Genomic DNA, 19,003 nt, shown 5'->3' with positions numbered 1-19,003 from the left:
CTGGCCGTGAGCCCGCGCGAACTCGCCCTGAGCCAAGGACGAGTACGCGCGAGGGGATCGGTCGGCGGCTCCAAGTTCGTTGACAGCAGGGGGAGTTAAGACCATGCGATCCATACGGCCGTCGTTCACCGTTCGCCGAGGGGGGACCGCGCGCCGCAGGACCTCCCCCGTGCTGGGCGCCCTCGCCCTCGTCTCGGTGCTCGCGCTCACCGCGACCGCCTGTGATTCGGGCGACACCGACGTCGACGGTCAGGCCGGTGCCACGGCCACGGCCGGCGGTGCCGGAGAGCTCAAGATCCCGGACGACATCAAGGACCGGCTCAAGGAACACGGGATCGATCTCGACAAGTGGAAGAACGGCGCCTGGAAGCAGTGGGACAAGGACGACTGGCTGCGTGAGGCGCAGGACTACATCAACCCCATCATCGAGGGTCTGTGGGACCCGGACCGGATGCGGGACGCCGAGGACCCGGACCGCGGGGTCGACGACAACGACCTCACCGGTGACCAGGGCGTGACCGACCCGACGCCGCAGCCGGTGGACGCGCGGGCCGTGGCGACGAAGTACCACGCCAACGCCCCCGAGGCGGGCAAGGTGTTCTTCGACTCCCCCGAGGGCACGATGGTGTGCTCGGCGACGGTCGTGAAGGACCCGGCCCACCCCGGCAAGTCCAACATGGTGTGGACGGCGGGCCACTGTGTGCACGCGGGCAAGAGCGGCGGCTGGTACCGCAACATCGCGTTCGTGCCGTCGTACAACGACTCCGGTCTGTCGGACCAGGAGCTCCAGACGGCGACCAAGGAGCAGGTGGCTCCGTACGGTGTCTGGTGGGGCGACTGGGCGCGGACCTCGGACCAGTGGATCGCGCAGGGCGGGCAGACCGGCGGTGACGGTGCCTCGTACGACTTCGCGGTCATCCATGTGACGCCGGAGGACGGTGGCTCCGGTAAGTCCCTGGAGGAGACGGTCGGTTCCGCGCTGCCGGTGGACTTCAACGCGCCCGCGGTACCGAAGGTGAACAGCATCACCGCGACGGGATACCCGGCGGCGAAGCCGTTCGACGGGCAGAAGCTGTACCAGTGCCAGGACAAGCCGGGACGGCTGTCGATCAACGCCTCGGACCCGACGATGTACCGGATCGGCTGCACGATGACCGGTGGTTCCTCCGGCGGCGGCTGGGTGGCCGCGGGGTCGGACGGCAAGCCCGCGCTGGTGTCCAACACCTCGATCGGCCCGGTGACGTCGGGCTGGCTCGCGGGGCCGCGGCTGGGTGAGGTGGCCAAGGGTGTGTTCGACTCGGTGAGCGACAAGTTCGCGGGCCAGTAGTCCAGTAGTAGCGAGGACAACAGCCCGGAGCCCCGCGCCCTGTGACAGGGTGCGGGGCTCCGGGCTGTAGTGCTCGTTGTGGCGTTCGCCTTCGGGCGTTCGCCTTCAGGCTGTCGGTCAGACCGTCGAGGCGGCCGAAGCCGCGGACGGCACGTACGGTGCGAGGTCCGCCGCGAGTTCCTCGTGGACCCGGACCTTGAGCAGGGTGCCCTCCGCCGTGTGCTCCTCGGAGATCACCTCGCCCTCGGTGTGGGCGCGGGCGACCAGCTTGCCGTGGGTGTACGGCACGAGGGCCTCGATCTCGACCGAGGGCCGCGGCAGCTCGTTGTCGATGAGCGCGAGCAGTTCCTCGATGCCCTGGCCGGTACGGGCCGAGACCGCGATGGAGCGCTTCTCGATCCGCATCAGCCGCTGGAGGGTCAGCGGGTCCGCCGCGTCCGCCTTGTTGATCACGACGATCTCGGGCACGCCGGTGGCGCCGACGTCCCGGACGACCTCGCGCACGGCGGCGAGCTGCTCCTCCGGGTTGGGGTGCGAGCCGTCCACCACGTGCAGGATCAGATCGGCCTCGCCGACCTCCTCCATGGTGGAGCGGAACGCCTCGACCAGGTGGTGCGGCAGATGCCGGACGAATCCGACCGTGTCCACCAGCGTGTACAGCCGGCCGCTCGGTGTCTCGGCCCGGCGCACGGTCGGGTCGAGGGTCGCGAACAGGGCGTTCTCGACGAGGACGCCCGCGCCGGTGAGACGGTTGAGCAGGGACGACTTTCCGGCGTTGGTGTAGCCCGCGATGGCGACCGAGGGCACCTTGTGGCGCTTGCGCTCCTGGCGCTTGATCTCGCGGCCGGTCTTCATGTCCGCGATCTCCCGGCGCATCTTCGCCATCTTCTCGCGGATCCGGCGCCGGTCCGTCTCGATCTTGGTCTCACCGGGACCACGGGTGGCCAGGCCGCCGCCCTTGCCGCCGCCCATCTGACGGGACAGGGACTGACCCCAGCCTCGCAGCCTCGGCAGCATGTACTGCATCTGCGCGAGCGCGACCTGCGCCTTGCCCTCTCGGGACTTGGCGTGCTGGGCGAAGATGTCGAGGATCAGGGCCGTACGGTCGATGACCTTGACCTTGACGACGTCTTCGAGGTGGATGAGCTGGCCGGGGCTCAGCTCGCCGTCACAGATGACGGTGTCCGCGCCCGTCTCGATCACGATGTCGCGCAGTTCGTCGGCCTTGCCGGAGCCGATGTAGGTGGCCGCGTCGGGCTTGTCGCGGCGCTGGATGACGCCGTCGAGCACCAGCGCGCCCGCTGTCTCCGCGAGGGCGGCCAGCTCCGCGAGGGAGTTGTCCGCGTCCTGCGCGGTCCCCGTGGTCCAGACACCGACTAGGACGACCCGCTCCAGACGGAGCTGCCGGTACTCGACCTCGGTGACGTCCTCGAGTTCGGTGGAGAGGCCCGCCACGCGGCGCAGGGCCGCGCGCTCGGAGCGGTCGAACTGGTCGCCGTCCCGCTCTCCGTCGATCTCGTGGCTCCAGGCGACGTCCTCTTCCATCAGGGCATCGGCCCGAAGACCTTCGGGGTGGGCGTGCGCGAAGCGCTTGGCGTCCTGGGAAGGGGAAGAAGAGGAGGTCATTGGATCCTTACGTCGTTGGGGATGCCGATACGGCGGTCCTTCACGTGGAACAACGCACGAGTGCCCCGGGAGATTCCCGTGACCCGTGCCGCGCCGACCGGACGATGGTCGCACGGGACGCCCCGTCTCGTCACCGTGTTATTCCGAGGCCGGTCCACGGGCCTGCTTCGCGACGGGTGCGGCGGTCTCCCAGTCGGCGTGACCGGGCATCGGCGGGGTCTTCTCGCCGTACAGCCATGCCTGGAAGAAGGCGTCGAGGTCGCGTCCGGAGATCTTCTCGGCGAGGCGCCGGAAGTCGTCCGTGGTGGCGGTGGAGTCCCGGTGTTCCTGGACCCAGGCGCGTTCGAGCTGCTCGAAGGAGCGGGTGCCGATCTCCTCGCGCAGGGCGAACAGGACGAGGGCCGCGCCGTCGTAGATGTTGGGGCGGAAGATCCCGATCTTCTGGCCGGCCTGCGGCGGCTTGGGGAGCGCGGGAGGTCCGCCGGCGGCGCGCCAGCGGTCGGACGCGCCGTACGCCGCCTTCATGCGCGCCTCCAGGGTGCGGCCCGCCTTCTCCTCCGCGTAGAGGGCCTCGTACCAGGTGGCGTGGCCCTCGTTGAGCCAGACGTCGGACCAGGTGCGCGGGCTGACGCTGTCGCCGAACCACTGGTGGGACAGCTCGTGCACCATGATCGACTCGATGTACCACTCGGGGTAGCCGGGCTCGGTGAACAGGTCCTTCTCGAAGAGGGAGAGGGTCTGTGTCTCCAGTTCGAAGCCGGTGGTCGCCTCGGCCATGAGGACGCCGTAGGTCTCGAAGGGGTAGGGGCCGACCTTGCTCTCCATCCAGGCGATCTGGTCGGGGGTCTTCTTCAGCCAGGGTTCGAGCAGCTCGCGGTCCTTGGTGGGGACCACGTCGCGGATGGGCAGCGCGTGCGGTCCCTCGCGGTGGACGACGCTGGAGCGGCCGATGGACACCTGGGTGAGTTCGGTGGCCATGGGGTGCTGCGTGCGGTACGTCCAGGTGGTCGAGCCGCCCTCCCGGTCGACACCGGCCGGCAGCCCGTTGGCGACGGCGGTGTAGCCGTCGGGGGCGGTGACCCGGATGGTGAAGAGCGCCTTGTCGGAGGGGTGGTCGTTGCAGGGGAAGACCAGGTGGGCGGCGTCGGCCTGGTTGGCCATGGCGAGGCCGTCCGCGGTGCGCACCCAGCCGCCGTCCCTGCCGTCGGCGCCCACCGGATCGCTGGTGTGCCGCACGGTGACGCGCGTCCAACTGCCCGTCGCCAGCGGGTCGCGCGGGGTGACGACCAGATCGTCGCCGGCGCTGGCGAAGGCGGCGGGCTCGCCGTCGACCTCGACCGATTCCACCGCGCCGTGGGCGAAGTCGAGGTTGATCCGCTCCAGGGCGGTCGTCGTCCAGGCGTCGATGGTGGTGACGGCCCGGAGTGGCTCGGTGTTGCTGCCCGGATAGGTGAAGGAGAGGTCGTACGACGCCACGTCGTACCCCGGGTTGCCCAGATACGGGTAGAGGCGGTCGCCGACGCCCAGCGGGGCCGCCGGGGCGCTCGCGGCGACGAGACAGACGGAGACGGCCGAGGCGAGCAGCGCGGACTTCAGCCGACGGGAGGTCGCCGGGCGGGGGCGGACACGGGGACCGCCAAAAGCACGGGGACCGGCAAAAGAACGGAAACCGGCGAAGGGCAGAAGGCGGCGGGACGACGCGTGGCGGAGGGTGAGCGGCATGCACCACCGCTACCAGCGCGTCTGTGCCCCACGGCGGCGGCGCGCGCCCGGCCCACCCGAACGGGTTGCGCACGCGCGTGTGCGGTGACGTGGGCGCCAGGACGCGGGCGCCTGAGCCGTACGTCGGCGGGAAAGGCCCGCTCAGGCCGTTGGCGCGTGGTGCCGGGCGCGGTCGACGTCGTACACGCCGGGGACGTTGCGCATGGCGCGCATCAGGGTGGGGAGGTGGGCCGCGTCGGGGAGTTGGACGGTGTACGTGTGGCGGACGCGTTGCTGGGTCGGCGGTTCGACGGTCGCGGAGACGATCTCGGCGCCCTCCAGGGCCATCGCCTCGGTGAGGTCGGCGAGCAGATGGGGGCGGCCGAACGATTCAGCGACCAGGGTGACGCGGCAGCCGGTGGTGTCTCCCCAGCTCACGTCGACCGCCGCGCGCCCCGCGTCCGCCATGCGCGCCACGGCGGCGCACTCGGCGCGGTGCACGGTCACCACGCCGCCGCGTACCGCGAAGCCGGTGACCTCGTCGGGCGGTACGGGGGTGCAGCACCCGGCGAGCCGCACGCTCGCGTCGGGCCGGTCCACGACGGTGATCGCGGCCGCCGGCCGGGACGCCGGGGCGCCGGGGACGGCGGGGGCGACGGCGTCCGGAGCCTGCGCGTCCGCGCCGGACGGCTCGGACGGGGTCCCCGCGAGCGCCTCGTCGCCTGCGGAGTCGTCGGCGCGGTCGGTCTCGGCGGGCGCCGGGTGGGTCGCGAGCCAGCGCTGGATGGCGATGCGCGCGGCGGGGGTGTGGGCGTGCTCCAGCCACTCCCGGGAGGGCTCGGAGGCCGGGTCCTGGCCCATCAGGAGCTGCACGGTGTCGCCGTCCCGCAGCACGGTGCTCAGGGTCGCGAGCCGGCCGTTCACACGGGCGCCCATGCACGCGTGCGCGTCCTCGCCGTACTGCGCGTACGCGGCGTCCACGCAGGTGGCGCCGTCGGGCAGGCCGAGGGTGCCGCCGTCGGGGCGGAAGACGGTGATCTCGCGGTCCTGGGCGAGGTCCTCGCGCAGGGTGGACCAGAAGGTGTCGGGGTCGGGCGCGGCCTCCTGCCAGTCGAGGAGGCGGGAGAGCCAGCCGGGCCGGGTGGGGTCGACGCGCTCGTCGACGCGCGCCTCGTCGGCCGGGGCCGCATCGCGGGGCGGGTCCTCCGGGGAGGCGACGTAGGGGTTGCCGAGCGCGACGACTCCGGCCTCGGCGACCTTGTGCATCTGGTGGGTGCGGATGAGGACTTCGGCGACCTGGCCGTCCTCGCGGGCGACGGCGGTGTGCAGCGACTGGTACAGGTTGAACTTGGGGACGGCGATGAAGTCCTTGAACTCCGAGACGACGGGCGTCATACAGGTGTGCAGTTCGCCGAGGACGCCGTAACAGTCCGCGTCCTCGTTGACCAGGACGAGCAGGCGGCCGAAGTCGCAGCCGCGGAGCCGTCCGCGTTTGCGGGAGACGCGGTGGACGGAGACGAAGTGCCGTGGCCGGATGAGGACTTCGGCCGGGATGTCGGCGTCGCGCAGGACCGTGCGCATGGCGTCGGCGAACTCGGCGAGCGGGTCGTCGGCCTGGGAGGCGTTGCCTGCGATGAGTTCGCGGGTGTGCTCGTACTCCTCGGGGTGCAGGATCGCGAAGACGAGGTCTTCCAGTTCCGTCTTGAGGGCCTGGACGCCGAGGCGTTCGGCGAGCGGGATGAGGACGTCACGGGTGACCTTGGCGATGCGGGCCTGCTTCTCGGGGCGCATCACGCCGAGGGTGCGCATGTTGTGCAGCCGGTCGGCGAGTTTGATCGACATCACGCGGACGTCGTTGCCGGTGGCGACGAGCATCTTGCGGAAGGTCTCGGGCTCGGCGGCGGCGCCGTAGTCGACCTTCTCCAGTTTGGTGACGCCGTCGACGATGAACCGCACCTCGGCGCCGAACTGTTCGCCGACCTGATCGAGTGTCACCTCGGTGTCCTCGACGGTGTCGTGCAGCAGCGAGGCCGTCAACGTCGTGGTTTCCGCGCCGAGTTCGGCCAGGATCAGGGTCACGGCGAGCGGGTGGGTGATGTAGGGCTCGCCGCTCTTGCGCATCTGGCCGCGGTGCGAGGACTCGGCGAGCACATAGGCGCGGCGCAGGGGTTCGAGGTCGGCGTCGGGGTGGTGGGCGCGGTGGGCCTCGACGACATGGCCGATCGCGTCGGGCAGCCGGCCGCGGGAGGCGGTGCCGAGCAGGGCGGCCCGGCCCAGGCGGCGCAGGTCGATCCTGGGCAGGCTGCGCCTGCGGGACACGGCGGGTACGACCGGGCCTGGGGTCGCAGGGTTCGTGGCCTCCGCACTCATGGGCACCTCCGGCTGCGTGGACCGGCGGACGGGGTGTCCCAGGGCGGACACGGCTCAGGGGACAGGTGATGTCCCCCGTCCGGGCCGGTGCTTGATGCTACCGACCCCATCACGCGCGACAGACCGCCTCTCGCCCAGCGTGAAACGGATCACCCATTCGAGCGACGATCCGGGGGTTTACTGTTTTGCGCCACTCGAAGGGGGACGGTCGGTCATTTCGAACCCCTGCCCGAGACCCGAGGATGCCATCCGTGCACCTCGGGACCGCAGGGCCTCCGATGCGAAGCCGAGCCGCCGTCAGCGGGCGGCGGTTTCCAGCCACTCCGGGTCGATCTCCCCTGTGGCGACGATCACGGCGGGGCCGGTCATCTCGACCTCGCCGTCAGGCCGTTCGGTGATGACGAGCCGTCCGCCGGGGACGTCCACGGTGTAGGTGACCGGGGTGCCGGTGACGGCCGGGTCCGCGCCGTCCCGCCGGGCGGTGGCGACGGCGACGGCACACGCGCCGGTGCCGCAGGAGCGGGTCTCGCCGGATCCGCGCTCGTGCACGCGCAGGGCGACGTGCCGGGGGCCGCGGTCGACCACGAATTCGACATTGACCCCGTCCGGGTACGCGGCGGCCGGGCTGAACGGCGGTGGGGAGTACAGGTCGCCCGCGTGCGCGAGGTCGTCCACGAAGGCGACGGCGTGCGGGTTGCCCATGTTCACGTTGCGCGCGGGCCAGCTCCGTTCGCCGACGCTGACCGTGACCTCGCCCTCGGGGAGGCGGGCGCGGCCCATCCCCACCGTGACGTCCCCGTCCTTGGCGAGGTGGACGCTCTTGACGCCTCCGCGGGTGGCGACGGTGAGATCGCCCTCGGTGACCAGCCCGGCCTGCTGGAGGTAGCGGGCGAAGACGCGTACGCCGTTGCCGCACATCTCGGCGATCGAGCCGTCGCTGTTGCGGTAGTCCATGAACCACTCGGCCTCGGCGGCCATCTCCCGGGCCTCCGGGTGGGCCGCGGACCGCACGACGTGCAGCAGGCCGTCCCCGCCGATGCCGGCGCGGCGGTCGCACAGGGCGGCGACGGCGGCCGGGGGCAGGTCGACGGTGTTCTCGGGGTCCGGGACGATCACGAAGTCGTTCTCGGTGCCGTGACCCTTGAGGAAGGCGATCCGCGTGCTCATTCCTCGATCGTACGGGCTGCCACCGACAGCCAGGTCACGGGCGGGACGGCGGTCCGGTCACGGGCGGGACGCCGGTCGGCGCGAGGCCCGGAGGACGGCCCTCGACGCGGGCCAGGACAGCCCGCACGCGCGTGTGCCGCTCAGCGCAGCCGGGCGACCCGCCAGACGGCGAGTACCGCCACGACGACGACCAGGAGGACGTAGGCGAGGACGACCCGCCAGTCCGGGCGGCGGCCGGAGCCGCGCGGGGGCAGCCCGGGCCACGTGTAACCCACGCGGCGCGCGGCCATCATGCCCCAGCCTGCCGCGCAGGAGCAGATCAGCAGCCCCAGCATGGCGATCACGGCCCCGCTGTCGCCGAAGTCGAAGGCGAGCGGGAAGGCGAACATCAGGGAGCCGGTCGCGGAGAGGGCCACGATGGGCGCGAGCTGCCAGATCCGGAGCCGGCCGCGCGGGCGCAGCTCGACCTCGACCTCGGGCCCGCCCGGGAACATCTCCTCGGGTTCGGGACCGTCGTCGGTCACCGCACCGGTCTGGGTGTCGTCCGCCACGTCCGGGGTCGCGGGGACCACCTCGGGCTCCACTTCCCCCGGCTCGGGGGTGAGGTGCTCGGTACCTGGTGCGGTGTCACGAGGGCCGGCCTCCATCGCCACGCGCCCTCCCAACTCGGACTCCACTTGGTCGATCGAAGCTCGATGATGGCACGGCGCCGGAGGCCCGGATGACGGCCTGGGCGTCCCGATGCCATGACGTGATCAGGCTGTAACCGGTCGTTCGACCAACGCCAGCGCAAGCCGCGGAAGTTCCGTGAGGTCCGCCGCCGCCCCACTCAACCAGTGCACCCGCGGATCGCGCCTGAACCACGAATCCTGACGGCGCGCGAAGCGTTTGGTGGCACGGACGGTCTCGGCGCGCGCCTCGTCCTCGGTGCACTCCCCGGCGAGGGCCGCGAGGACCTGCTGGTAGCCCAGCGCGCGGGACGCCGTGCGCCCGTCGCGCAGGCCCCGCGCCTCCAGCGCGCGCACCTCGGCCACGAGCCCCTGGTCCCACATCCGGTCCACGCGGCGTGCGATGCGCTCGTCCAGTTCGGGACGCGCCACGTCGACACCGATCTGCACGGTGTCGTAGACCGAGTCGTGGCCCGGCAGATTGGCCGTGAAGGGCTTGCCGGTGATCTCGATCACTTCGAGGGCGCGGACGATACGGCGGCCGTTGCCGGGCAGGATGGCGTGCGCCGCCTCGGGGTCGGCGGCGGCCAGCCGGGCGTGCAGCGCGCCGGAGCCGCGCAGGGTCAGCTCCTCCTCCAGCCGGGCGCGGACCTCGGGGTCGGTGCCGGGGAACTCCAGGTTGTCGACGGCGCCGCGGACGTACAGGCCGGAGCCGCCGACGAGGATCGGCCAGCGGCCGTCGGCGAGCAGGGCGTCGATCCGGGCGCGGGCCAGCCGCTGGTACTCGGCGACGGAGGCGGTGACGGTGACGTCCCAGACGTCCAGCAGATGGTGCGGGACGCCGGCCCGTTCCTCGGGCGTCAGTTTGGCGGTGCCGATGTCCATCCCCCGGTAGAGCTGCATGGAGTCGGCGTTGACGACCTCGCCGCCGAGCCGTTGGGCCAGAAATACGCCCAGATCGGACTTTCCGGCCGCGGTCGGTCCGACGACGGCGATGACGCGGGGGACAAGGGGTGCGCTGCTCACCGCACCAGTGTCCCAAACCCCGGACACCGCTCTCGAACGAGTTACGTGACGGTGCGTGTGCGGTGTCGTTGCCCGGGGCGGGATCCCGTCACCCGCGCGCGGGGCGGTGACCCCGGTGGCGCAGCGAGGCGCACCGGGTGACGCGGGATTTCGTCCGCACGAGTACCGTATGGAGTGAATATGGGCGTTTTGGAGCGACTTTTCGGAAGGTCGAAGGCTTCGAAGGCCACGGAGGCGGCCGCACGGGCCACCGGGGAAGCCACGGAGGAAGCCGCCGAGGAGGCGGTGACCGCCGGGGACGGACCGGAGGCGAAAGTGGAGGCGACCGAGACCGGGGCACCCGCCGGGGACGGCACGGGGACGGAGACCGCAAGGACGGAGACAGGGACGGAGCCGGAACCGGGCACGCGCGCGGCGGGCGCCGTCGCGGTCACCGGCGCCGAGCCCGTGGAGATCCCCCGGCAGCAGTCCGCCGACGAGGTGGCCGACAGCGAGTCCGGCGAGAACGCCCGATCCTGACAGCACTCACGAGGGAAGGTGACCCATGGGTCTTTTGGACAATCTCAAGGCCAAGCTGGCGCCGGCCAAGGACAAGGTCTCTGACCTCGCGCATCAGCACGGGGACAAGGTCCATCACGGCATCGACAAGGCCGCCAAGGTCGTCGACGAGAAGACCAAGGGCAAGTACAGCGGCAAGATCCACACCGGCACCGACAAGGCGAAGGGTGCCATGGACCGGATCGCGCACAAGGAAGGGCCCGGGGCGGGTGGCGGCGACACGTTCACCCCGCCGAAGTCCCCGCCGCCGGCGTCCTGACCGCGCCCGCCCCCGCGTCGGCGACCGCGCCCCGTACGGCGGTGCGGTCGCCGTGGCGCGCTACGACCAGGCCGTGACCACGTATCCGACGCCGTACGGGGCGTCCTCGTAGAGCAGGGTGCCGGTCAGGCCGGCGGGCTCCGCGGCGCCCGCGAGCACCTGCCAGGAGGCGCGGCCCGAGACCTGGAGTTCGCGGGCGAGGCCGGTGTCCAGGTCCCGCAGCGCCGCGAGGTCGGCGGTGCCCAGCACGCGGGCGACCGCCGCGTCGAAGGGTGCGGCGCGCTCGTCGAGGTAGCCGGGTGCCTTCAGGGTCCGGCAGGCGCTGGCGTCGCCCATCACCAGCAGCGCGACCCGATCCGCACGCGCGCCGATCTCCCGTCCGGCCTCGGCGCACGCCTCCGCCGTGAGCGTCTCCGGCACACCGAGCGCCTCGATCGGCGCGTCCGCCCACCCGGTCCGCTCCAGCAGCCAGGCGGCGACGGCCAGGGAGGGCGGCAGTGCGGGGCCCGCGGGGCTGTCCGCGTCCGCACGGCCCAGGGTCACGCCGAGGTCGACGCCGAAGCCGCGGAACGAGCCCCTCGTGCCCTCCGCGCGGGCGCCGCTCCCGGCCTCGTCGGCGGGGCCGACGACCACGAGCAGGTCCGGACGGGAGGCCGCCAGCACGGCCAGCGCGTCGGAACACGCGGCGCGCGCCGCGTCCAGTTCGGGTGCGGCACCCGCGGCGACCTCGGGCACGAGGAGCGGCGGACAGGGGCAGACTGCGGCGGCGACAAGCATGTGCGGCAGGGTAACCCCAGGTGGGCGGCCCACCGTCACGTCCCGGCCCAGCGGCGCCGCGCCGCCGCGTCCACGCGCGCGTCAGTCGCAGCCGCTCGCCACGGGAGCGCCCGTCGCGCCCTTTCGCCGAGCGCGCGCCGGACCGGAGCCCGTCACCACGCGCGCGCGTCAGTCACCTGGGAGGCCCGAGCGTCGCGGGATCGGTCGTCCCCCTCACCACGCGCGCGCGTCCGTCGCAGCCGCTCGCCCCACCCGCGTCAGTCGCAGCCGCAGCCGCTCGCCACGGCCGGCAGCGGTGCCGGGGCGCCGATCTTCGGCAGGCCGAGCATGACGCCGGCCGGCTGGGCGGCCTTCTCGGCGGTGCGCTTCTCCCAGGCGTCGCCCGCGCGCGTGCGGCGCACACCGAGGACGGCGCCCTCGGCGAGGAGGTGGTGCGGGGCGGCGTAGGTGATCTCGACGGTCACGACGTCACCGGGGCGGACCTCCTGGTCCGGCTTGGTGAAGTGGACCAGGCGGTTGTCGGGCGCGCGGCCGGAGAGGCGGTGCGTGGCGCCGTCCTTGCGGCCCTCGCCCTCGGCGACCATCAGCTCCAGGGTGCGGCCGACCTGCTTCTTGTTCTCCTCCCAGGAGATCTCCTCCTGGAGGGCGACGAGACGCTCGTAGCGCGCCTGGACGACCTCCTTGGGGATCTGGTTCTCCATGGTCGCGGCCGGGGTGCCGGGCCGCTTGGAGTACTGGAAGGTGAACGCCTGCGCGAAACGGGCCTCCCGGACGACGTGCAGGGTCTGCTCGAAGTCCTCCTCGGTCTCGCCGGGGAAGCCGACGATGATGTCGGTGGTGATCGCGGCGTGCGGGATGGCGGCGCGGACCTTCTCGATGATCCCGAGGTACCGCTCCTGGCGGTAGGAGCGGCGCATCGCCTTCAGGACCGGGTCGGAGCCGGACTGGAGCGGCATGTGGAGCTGCGGCATCACGTTCGGCGTCTCGGCCATCGCGGCGATGACGTCGTCCGTGAAGTCGCGCGGGTGCGGGGAGGTGAAGCGGACCCGCTCCAGGCCCTCGATCGTCCCGCAGGCGCGCAGCAGCTTGCTGAACGCCTCGCGGTCGCCGATGTCGGAGCCGTACGCGTTGACGTTCTGGCCGAGCAGGGTGATCTCGGAGACGCCCTCGCCGACCAGGGCCTCGATCTCGGCGAGGATGTCGCCGGTGCGGCGGTCCTTCTCCTTGCCGCGCAGCGCCGGGACGATACAGAAGGTGCAGGTGTTGTTGCAGCCGACGGAGATCGACACCCACGCCGCGTAGGCGCTCTCGCGGCGGGTGGGCAGCGTGGAGGGGAACGCCTCCAGCGACTCGGCGATCTCGACCTGCGCCTCTTCCTGCACGCGCGCGCGTTCCAGCAGCACCGGGAGCTTGCCGATGTTGTGGGTGCCGAAGACGACGTCCACCCAGGGCGCCTTCTTCACGATGGTGTCGCGGTCCTTCTGGGCGAGGCAGCCGCCGACCGCGATCTGCATGCCCGGGCGGGACGCCTTGCGGGGAGCGAGGCGGCCGAGGTTGCCGTAGAGGCGGTTGTCGGCGTTCTCACGGACCGCGCAGGTGTTGAAGACGACGACGTCCGCGTCGCCGTCGGAGCCCTCGGGGGCGCGTACGTATCCGGCGTCCTCCAGCAGTCCGGACAACCGCTCGGAGTCGTGGACGTTCATCTGGCACCCATAGGTGCGGATTTCATAGCTCTTGGGTGCTTGAACGTCCACTGCGAGGCTCCGGTCGCTGCTGCTGGTCATGCATCAAGGGTAGGCGCTCGCCACGGGGGTCCCGGCCGGGCGGGTACGGCGGCCCCGGCCCCGCCTCATTCCGCCGGGGCTCGCGAGCGCTCCGCGTCCTCCGCGTCGTCCGAGATCCGCAGCAGGGCCAGCGTGATGTTGTCCGGGCCGCCCTCGGCCATCGCCGCCTTCCACAGTTCGAAGGCGGCACGCGCGTCGTCGTACTCGCGCAGCACCTCCTCGATCGTGTCCGGCGGGACGGGGTCGGTCAGTCCGTCGCTGCAGACGAGGTAGCGGTCGCCGTGGGCCAGGGGGAAGGCCGTCACGTGGGCCTGGACGGGACGGAAGTCGGGGCTGCCGCCGAGGCACTGGGTGACCACGGACGTCGTGCGCTGCCCGGGGGCGAGCGGCGGGCTGTCGTCGACGCTGACCTGGCGCAGTCCGTCGTCGCGGACGGCGAGGACCCGGCTGTCGCCCACGTTGAAGACGAGCAGGTCGTCCGCGCGTACGACGACTCCGGCGACCGTGGTCCCCATGCCGGCGAGGTCGCCGCCCGCGTCACCGCCGGCCGCCTGGTACACGGCGCGGTTGCAGGTGTCGAGGGTGTCGCGGACGGTGCTCTCGTCGGTCAGGACGGGGCCCACGGACGCGAGCCGGCGGACCACCAGTCCGCTGGCCACGTCACCGCGGGGATGCCCGCCGAGCCCGTCGGCGACGGCCACGACCAGGGGTGAGCCGAGCGGGAACACCAGTGTCTGGGGGTTCTCGGTCACCGTCGCGCACAGGGTCCACGGTCCGGCGACGAGGCTGTCCTCGTTCCGGTCCCGGAGCAGTCCGGGGTGGCTCAGCGCTGTCACGGCGACATGCGGCATGACTCAAGGGTAGGTGGATTCGGTGACATCGGGGGCGTCGGCCTCGGCGGTGCGGGCCTCCAGGGCGCGCAGGACGGCGACCATGTCCTCGCCGCCGTAGCCCTGGTCGACGGTCTCTCCGTAGAGGGTGTGGCAGACGTCGAGGAGGGGTGAGGCGAGGCCGGCGGCGCGGGCGGCCTCGGCGATCAGCCGGTTGTTCTTCAGGACGTCCGCGGCCGCCGCCTGGACGGCGAAGTCGCGGGCCAGCAGCTTGGGGGCCTTCACCCGGGAGACGGCACTGGCCATCGGTCCGGCGTCCAGGACGTCCCGGAGCAAGCTCTGGTCGAGTCCGTGCCGGTCGGCGAAGTGGAACGCCTCGGTCAGCCCGGTGACCAGGGTGATCAGGAACAGGTTCACCGAGAACTTCATCAGCAGGGCGCCCGGTACGGCACCGCAGTCGAACGTCTCGCGGCACATCGGGGCCAGCAGGGGCCGCACCGCCGCGAGGGCGTCGTCGTCGCCCGCCAGCATCGCCACGAGTTCGCCCTGTTCGGCGGGGGTCCGGGACCCGGAGACCGGCGCCTCGACGTACCGTCCGCCGGCCGCCCGGACGTCGTCCCGCAGACCCGCCGAGTACGCGGGGGCGGTGGTGCCCATGTGGACGACGGTGCGTCCGGTGACACGCGGGGCGAAGTCGGGGGTGCCGCGCGCCAGGACAGCGTCTACGGCGGTCTCGTCGGCCAGCATCAGGAACACCGTCCTCGCCCGCGCGAACACTTCGGCGGGGTCGGCCACGACCTCGGCGCCTGCCTCGCGCAGGGGTGCGGTGCGGGCCGGGGTGCGGTTCCAGACGACGAGGGGGGTTCCGGCGCGGGCGAGGTTGAGCGCCATGGGCCGGCCCATGACACCGAGGCCGATGAAGCCAAGGCGGTCACACATGACTGACCCTCCGGTGCGGGACGCTCGACTATGACAGTGGTCATAGTAGCCCCTGCTATGACGGCGGTCATAGGGTGTCGGGAGGCTGTGGGGCGACGAACCGGGAGGTCGGGATGGCGGTGTCCGAACGGGGCCCACGGGAGCGGATGGTCTTCAGCGCGGCCCAGCTCATCCGGCGCGACGGGGTCGCCTCGACGGGGATGCGGGAGGTCGCCGAGCACGCGGGGGCGCCGCGCGGATCGCTCCAGCACTACTTCCCCGGCGGCAAGGAACAACTGGTCAACGAGGCGGTGAGCTGGGCCGGCCGCTACGCGGGCAACCGCGTCGCCCGCTTCGTAGCGGCGCTTCCGGAGCCGACGCCGAGCGGCCTGTTCGCGGCGATGGTCCGGCAGTGGACCGACGAGTACGAGTCGGCCGGGTTCGCCGGCGGCTGCCCGGTGGCGGCCGCCACGGTGGACCGCGCGGAGTCGGCCGCCTCCACCCGCGAGGCGGCGGCGTCGGCGTTCGCGGGCTGGAGCGGGGCCGTGGCCGGGGCCCTGGAAGACATGGGAGTCCCGGTCGAGCGCTCCGGCGCGCTGGCCACCCTGATGATCAGCGCCTTGGAGGGCGCGATCCTGATGTCCCGCGCCGAGCGGGACATCCGCCCGCTGACGACGGTGGCCCGGGAGCTGGGGCCGCTGCTGGATGGGGCAGCGGTGCGGGGTGGGTGAGGGGGACGCCGGGGCAAGGCGGCTGAGAGCCCCGAGGAACGGCCGCTGCTATCCGAGCGAGGAGACGAACTTGCCCAGGCGGGCGACTCCCTCGCGGAGTTCGTCGGCCGAGGCGGCGTAGGACAGGCGTACGTGGGTCTCGGCGGTGTGGCTGCCGAAGTCGCGGCCCGGGGTGAGGGCCACGTGGGCCTCCTGGAGGGCGCGTTCGCAGAACTGCCAGGACGTGAGGCCGGTGCCGCTGACGTCGAAGTAGACGTAGAACGCGCCGTCGGGCGGGACGGGGACCGGCAGCCCGATCCGCTCCAGGCCGTCGAGGACCAGCGCGCGGCGCTCGCCGAACTCCGTGCGGCGGGCCTCGCAGACTGCGAGGGACTCGGGGGTGAAGCAGGCCAGCGCGGCGTGCTGGGCGGGGGCGGAGGCGCAGAGGAAGTAGTTCTGGGCCAGGCGTTCCAGCGCCGGTACGAGGGGTTCGGGGACCACGCACCAGCCGAGCCGCCAGCCGGTCATCCCGAAGTACTTCGAGAAGCTGTTGATGACGACGGCGCCGGGGTCGAGGGACAGCGCGCTGCGCGGCGGGCGGCCCCGCTCGTCGTGGTCGGCGAGGTCCACGTAGATCTCGTCGACGAGGCGCCAGGCGTCGTGCTCGCGGGCGAGATCGCAGATCGCGGCGAGTTCGGAGGTGGGGACGGAGGTGCCGGTGGGGTTCGACGGGGTGGCGACCATGACCCCACGGGTCCGCTCCGTCCAGTGCGCGCGTACGGTCGCCGCGTCCAGTTGGTAACGGGTCTCGGCCGTGGTGGGGACGAGACCGACACGCGCGCCGAAGCTCTCGACGATCTGCCGGTTGCAGGGGTACGACGGGTCGGCGATGAGCACCTCGTCACCCGGGTCGACGAGCGCGGCGGTCGCCAGGACGAGCGCCGCCGAGGCACCGGCGGTGACGACGACCCGGGCCGGGTCCACGTCGACGTCGTGCCGGTCCCGGTAGAAGCCCGCGATGGCTTCCCGCAGCGCGGGCAGGCCGAGGGCGGCCGTGTACGCCAGGGACGTACCGCCGTCCATCACGTCACGCATCGCTGCCACGACGGCCGGGGGCGCGCCGAAGTCCGGCTCCCCCAGGCTGAGCTTGACGACGTGGTGGCCCTGGGCCTGGAGGGCGGCGGCGTGCTTGCCGAACTCCATGGCGTAGAACGGCGCGACGGCCTGGGCGCGCTGCGAGATCCTCATGCTGCGACCTCCGGGTTCGAGGGCGGACGGATGCCGGGACCTCCCGGTCGTCGACCGGGACAGGCCGACCGGAACAGTATGCGAGGCGCGACCGGCGACCGGATCCACCGCAGGCCGCGCCCCCGCCCCTTCAGGGATCGATCTTCAGGGATCGATCAGACCGGCCCGAATCGCATAGCGGGTGAGTTCCAGGCGGTCCCGCATGCCGAGTTTCTGGAGGAGATTCGCGCGATGGCGTTCGACCGTCTTCGCGCTGATGTGGAGCAGCGCGCCGATCTCGCGGGAGGTGTGCCCCTCGGCGACCAGCTTGAGGATCTCCTCCTCGCGCTCGGTGATGGGCCGCTCGGGCAGACCGTCGAGGCCGTGGCCGCGGTGGAGCCGGTCCAGGTAGGAGCGGACCAGGGCCCGCTCGGCGCCGGGGTAGATGAACGGCTCGTCGCGCACCACCGCCCGGCACGCCTCCACGAGGTCCCGGTCGGCGACCGACTTCAGCACGTACCCGCCGGCCCCCGCCTTCAGGGCCTCGAAGAAGTACTGCTCGTTGTCGTACATGGTGAGGATGAGGATGCGCAGGGCGGGCAGCCGCCGGGAGAGTTCGCGGGCGGCCTGGATGCCGGTCATCCGGGGCATGGCCACGTCGAGGACGGCGAGGTCGATGTCCCCGGCGCGGGCCTTCTCGACGGCCTCCGCCCCGTCCCCGGCCTCCGCGACCACCTGGAGGTCGGGTTCGCCGTCCAGGATGAGCCGCACGCCGCGCCGGACGAGCGTGTGGTCGTCGGCGAGCAGCACCCGGATCGGCCGACCGTCGGGGCCGACCCGACCGTCGCTGCCTTCGCGACCGTCGTGGCCCTCGCGACCGTCGTGGCCTTCGCGGCCGTAGCTCATCGGCCCGCTCCGGACCCGGCCGCGGCCGCCCGTTCGCCGTCCGGGACGCCGGTCACCGGTTCGGCGGACGGCATCAGGGACGACACCCACAGCCGGATCTCCGTCCCCGCACGCCCGGGGTCGAAACGATCGGCGGCACCCCGCCACGCGGCCTCCCCGACGCCCGCCGCACTCCCCCGCCCACGACCGACGACGGTCCCCGGCACCTGACCCACCCCCGACGTCACGACCAACCGCGCCCCGATCAGCAACGCCCGCTCCCGCATCCCGCGGATCCCGGCGCCCTCCCCGGTCGTCCCGTCCAGCCCGCGCCCGTTGTCGCGTACGAGGAGTTCGACGCCGTCGGCGGCGGGGCGCAGCCGGAGTTCGGCGTGGTCGGCGCCGGAGTGCCGGGCGGTGTTGGTGAGGGCTTCCTGGGCGACGCGGTAGAGCACGAGTTCCGTCTCCTGGGGCAGCGGGGGCAGGCCGGGCCGCAGCTCGGGGCGGACGGTCAGCCCGTGGTCGGTGAACTCGGCGGCGAGCGACCGCAGCGCGCTGATCAGCCCGAGTTCGTCGAGGACGCCGGGGCGCAGCCGGCGGGCGATCCGGCGGATCTCGTCGAGCCCCGCGCGGGTGGCCTCCTGGGCCTGGCCGAGTTCCTCGCGCAGTTCGGCCGGTGCCCGGTCGGCGACCCGTTTGAGCTGGAGGAGGACGGCGGTCAGGGTCTGGCCGACCTCGTCGTGGAGTTCGCGCGCGATCCGGTGCCGTTCGCGTTCCTGCGCGGACAGCGCCCGTCCCGCGCTGGCGGCGCGCTCGGCCTCCAGCCGGTCGAGCATGGCGTTGTAGGTGGTGATCAGCCCGGCGGTCTCCACCGGCCCGGAGACCACGGCACGGGCGCCCGGTCGCAGCAGATCGGCGGCGGCCATGGCCCGCCCGAGACGGCCGAGCGGCGCCAGCCCGACCCGCAGCACCACGACGTTGACGGCGAGGAGCACGGCGAGACCGGCCAGGACGACGAACGCCTCCCCCGGCAGGACCGGAGTGGATACGGTGACCGGACCGAGCAGCAGCGCGGCGGCCACGACGAGGCCGAGGGCGTTGAGGGCGAAGATCCGCCAGAACAGCGACACGTTCCCTTTCCCTCCGCTCAACCCGGCCGCGCCACGCACC

Annotated in this window: 17 protein-coding genes; 4 read left to right on the top strand and 13 right to left on the bottom strand. The window is 72.6% G+C overall.

What is annotated here, in order from left to right:
- Positions 1 to 103 precede the first annotated feature (103 nt).
- Entirely contained in the window at positions 104 to 1,327 is a 1,224-nt protein-coding gene (locus AFM16_RS28805; RefSeq protein ID WP_030796580.1) for a trypsin-like serine peptidase, read from the top strand.
- A 117-nt stretch (positions 1,328 to 1,444) separates the two neighbouring features.
- Here the strand turns inward: AFM16_RS28805 and hflX are convergent, their stop codons facing one another.
- The 6 genes from hflX to miaA all read right to left on the bottom strand — a co-directional run bounded on the left by hflX (position 1,445) and on the right by miaA (position 9,885).
- On the bottom strand, positions 1,445 to 2,953 hold the full coding sequence (gene hflX, locus AFM16_RS28800; protein WP_078635132.1) for a GTPase HflX: 1,509 nt from the start codon (positions 2,951 to 2,953) through the stop codon (positions 1,445 to 1,447).
- Positions 2,954 to 3,091: 138 nt separating this feature from the next.
- Positions 3,092 to 4,675, bottom strand: a complete 1,584-nt coding sequence (locus AFM16_RS28795; RefSeq protein ID WP_078635130.1) for a M1 family metallopeptidase — start codon at positions 4,673 to 4,675, stop codon at positions 3,092 to 3,094.
- A gap of 141 nt (positions 4,676 to 4,816) precedes the next feature.
- Complete coding sequence (locus AFM16_RS28790; protein WP_078635128.1) at positions 4,817 to 7,024, bottom strand: RelA/SpoT family protein; 2,208 nt, start codon at positions 7,022 to 7,024, stop codon at positions 4,817 to 4,819.
- A gap of 297 nt (positions 7,025 to 7,321) precedes the next feature.
- Positions 7,322 to 8,191, bottom strand: coding sequence for a diaminopimelate epimerase (gene dapF / locus AFM16_RS28785; RefSeq protein WP_078635126.1), 870 nt, complete (start codon positions 8,189 to 8,191; stop codon positions 7,322 to 7,324).
- A 140-nt stretch (positions 8,192 to 8,331) separates the two neighbouring features.
- Complete coding sequence (locus tag AFM16_RS28780; RefSeq protein ID WP_030796567.1) at positions 8,332 to 8,838, bottom strand: hypothetical protein; 507 nt, start codon at positions 8,836 to 8,838, stop codon at positions 8,332 to 8,334.
- Positions 8,839 to 8,946: 108 nt separating this feature from the next.
- Positions 8,947 to 9,885: a tRNA (adenosine(37)-N6)-dimethylallyltransferase MiaA gene (gene miaA, locus AFM16_RS28775; RefSeq protein ID WP_078635125.1), complete on the bottom strand. Its 939-nt coding sequence runs from the start codon at positions 9,883 to 9,885 to the stop codon at positions 8,947 to 8,949.
- A 180-nt stretch (positions 9,886 to 10,065) separates the two neighbouring features.
- Here miaA and AFM16_RS39505 point away from each other — a divergent pair, with 180 nt between their 5' ends.
- The gene (locus tag AFM16_RS39505; protein WP_078635124.1) at positions 10,066 to 10,404 is read left to right on the top strand and encodes a hypothetical protein; all 339 of its coding nucleotides are present in this window, start codon (positions 10,066 to 10,068) and stop codon (positions 10,402 to 10,404) included.
- Positions 10,405 to 10,429: 25 nt separating this feature from the next.
- Positions 10,430 to 10,702, top strand: coding sequence for an antitoxin (locus AFM16_RS28765; protein WP_078635122.1), 273 nt, complete (start codon positions 10,430 to 10,432; stop codon positions 10,700 to 10,702).
- A 60-nt stretch (positions 10,703 to 10,762) separates the two neighbouring features.
- On the opposite strand, the gene AFM16_RS28760 is transcribed toward AFM16_RS28765, so the two are convergent.
- The 4 genes from AFM16_RS28760 to AFM16_RS28745 all read right to left on the bottom strand — a co-directional run bounded on the left by AFM16_RS28760 (position 10,763) and on the right by AFM16_RS28745 (position 15,170).
- Complete coding sequence (locus tag AFM16_RS28760; protein ID WP_078635120.1) at positions 10,763 to 11,479, bottom strand: class III extradiol dioxygenase subunit B-like domain-containing protein; 717 nt, start codon at positions 11,477 to 11,479, stop codon at positions 10,763 to 10,765.
- A 257-nt stretch (positions 11,480 to 11,736) separates the two neighbouring features.
- Positions 11,737 to 13,263: a tRNA (N6-isopentenyl adenosine(37)-C2)-methylthiotransferase MiaB gene (miaB, locus tag AFM16_RS28755; RefSeq protein WP_030796556.1), complete on the bottom strand. Its 1,527-nt coding sequence runs from the start codon at positions 13,261 to 13,263 to the stop codon at positions 11,737 to 11,739.
- 65 nt (positions 13,264 to 13,328) lie between these two features.
- Positions 13,329 to 14,114, bottom strand: coding sequence for a PP2C family protein-serine/threonine phosphatase (locus AFM16_RS28750; RefSeq protein ID WP_078635116.1), 786 nt, complete (start codon positions 14,112 to 14,114; stop codon positions 13,329 to 13,331).
- Positions 14,115 to 14,117: 3 nt separating this feature from the next.
- Positions 14,118 to 15,170, bottom strand: coding sequence for an NAD(P)-dependent oxidoreductase (locus AFM16_RS28745; protein ID WP_245177822.1), 1,053 nt, complete (start codon positions 15,168 to 15,170; stop codon positions 14,118 to 14,120).
- Here AFM16_RS28745 and AFM16_RS28740 point away from each other — a divergent pair.
- Positions 15,146 to 15,742 carry a TetR/AcrR family transcriptional regulator gene (locus tag AFM16_RS28740; protein ID WP_078635110.1) on the top strand — a complete coding sequence of 199 codons (597 nt, stop codon included), beginning with the start codon at positions 15,146 to 15,148 and terminating at the stop codon, positions 15,740 to 15,742. The two genes, AFM16_RS28745 and AFM16_RS28740, sit on opposite strands and share 25 nt — an antisense overlap.
- 48 nt (positions 15,743 to 15,790) lie before the next feature.
- On the opposite strand, the gene AFM16_RS28735 is transcribed toward AFM16_RS28740, so the two are convergent.
- From AFM16_RS28735 to AFM16_RS28725, 3 genes are all read right to left on the bottom strand, one after another.
- Entirely contained in the window at positions 15,791 to 16,969 is a 1,179-nt protein-coding gene (locus tag AFM16_RS28735) for a pyridoxal phosphate-dependent aminotransferase (RefSeq protein ID WP_078635109.1), read from the bottom strand.
- A 144-nt stretch (positions 16,970 to 17,113) separates the two neighbouring features.
- On the bottom strand, positions 17,114 to 17,854 hold the full coding sequence (locus AFM16_RS28730; protein WP_245177821.1) for a response regulator: 741 nt from the start codon (positions 17,852 to 17,854) through the stop codon (positions 17,114 to 17,116).
- Positions 17,851 to 18,963 carry a sensor histidine kinase gene (locus AFM16_RS28725; RefSeq protein ID WP_245178014.1) on the bottom strand — a complete coding sequence of 371 codons (1,113 nt, stop codon included), beginning with the start codon at positions 18,961 to 18,963 and terminating at the stop codon, positions 17,851 to 17,853. The genes AFM16_RS28730 and AFM16_RS28725 overlap by 4 nt, the downstream gene beginning before the upstream one ends.
- Positions 18,964 to 19,003: the final 40 nt, after the last annotated feature.

The sequence above is a fragment of the Streptomyces antibioticus genome (genome assembly GCF_002019855.1).
GTDB lineage: Bacteria > Actinomycetota > Actinomycetes > Streptomycetales > Streptomycetaceae > Streptomyces > Streptomyces antibioticus_B.
The sequence above is the reverse complement of the archived record's forward strand: the minus strand, read 5'-3'. Positions and strand labels throughout refer to the sequence as shown.

Excerpts from the sequence above, each read along its gene's own strand:
- miaB (WP_030796556.1), bottom strand. The coding sequence starts at position 13,263 with ATGACCAGCAGCAGCGACCGGAGCCTCGCAGTGGACGTTCAAGCACCC.
- AFM16_RS28805 (WP_030796580.1), top strand. The coding sequence starts at position 104 with ATGCGATCCATACGGCCGTCGTTCACCGTTCGCCGAGGGGGGACCGCG.
- AFM16_RS28790 (WP_078635128.1), bottom strand. The coding sequence starts at position 7,024 with ATGAGTGCGGAGGCCACGAACCCTGCGACCCCAGGCCCGGTCGTACCC.
- dapF (WP_078635126.1), bottom strand. The coding sequence starts at position 8,191 with ATGAGCACGCGGATCGCCTTCCTCAAGGGTCACGGCACCGAGAACGAC.
- AFM16_RS28750 (WP_078635116.1), bottom strand. The coding sequence starts at position 14,114 with ATGCCGCATGTCGCCGTGACAGCGCTGAGCCACCCCGGACTGCTCCGG.
- AFM16_RS28735 (WP_078635109.1), bottom strand. The coding sequence starts at position 16,969 with ATGAGGATCTCGCAGCGCGCCCAGGCCGTCGCGCCGTTCTACGCCATG.
- AFM16_RS39505 (WP_078635124.1), top strand. The coding sequence starts at position 10,066 with ATGGGCGTTTTGGAGCGACTTTTCGGAAGGTCGAAGGCTTCGAAGGCC.
- AFM16_RS28765 (WP_078635122.1), top strand. The coding sequence starts at position 10,430 with ATGGGTCTTTTGGACAATCTCAAGGCCAAGCTGGCGCCGGCCAAGGAC.
- AFM16_RS28740 (WP_078635110.1), top strand. The coding sequence starts at position 15,146 with ATGGCGGTGTCCGAACGGGGCCCACGGGAGCGGATGGTCTTCAGCGCG.
- AFM16_RS28760 (WP_078635120.1), bottom strand. The coding sequence starts at position 11,479 with ATGCTTGTCGCCGCCGCAGTCTGCCCCTGTCCGCCGCTCCTCGTGCCC.
- hflX (WP_078635132.1), bottom strand. The coding sequence starts at position 2,953 with ATGACCTCCTCTTCTTCCCCTTCCCAGGACGCCAAGCGCTTCGCGCAC.
- AFM16_RS28780 (WP_030796567.1), bottom strand. The coding sequence starts at position 8,838 with ATGGAGGCCGGCCCTCGTGACACCGCACCAGGTACCGAGCACCTCACC.
- AFM16_RS28730 (WP_245177821.1), bottom strand. The coding sequence starts at position 17,854 with ATGAGCTACGGCCGCGAAGGCCACGACGGTCGCGAGGGCCACGACGGT.
- AFM16_RS28795 (WP_078635130.1), bottom strand. The coding sequence starts at position 4,675 with ATGCCGCTCACCCTCCGCCACGCGTCGTCCCGCCGCCTTCTGCCCTTC.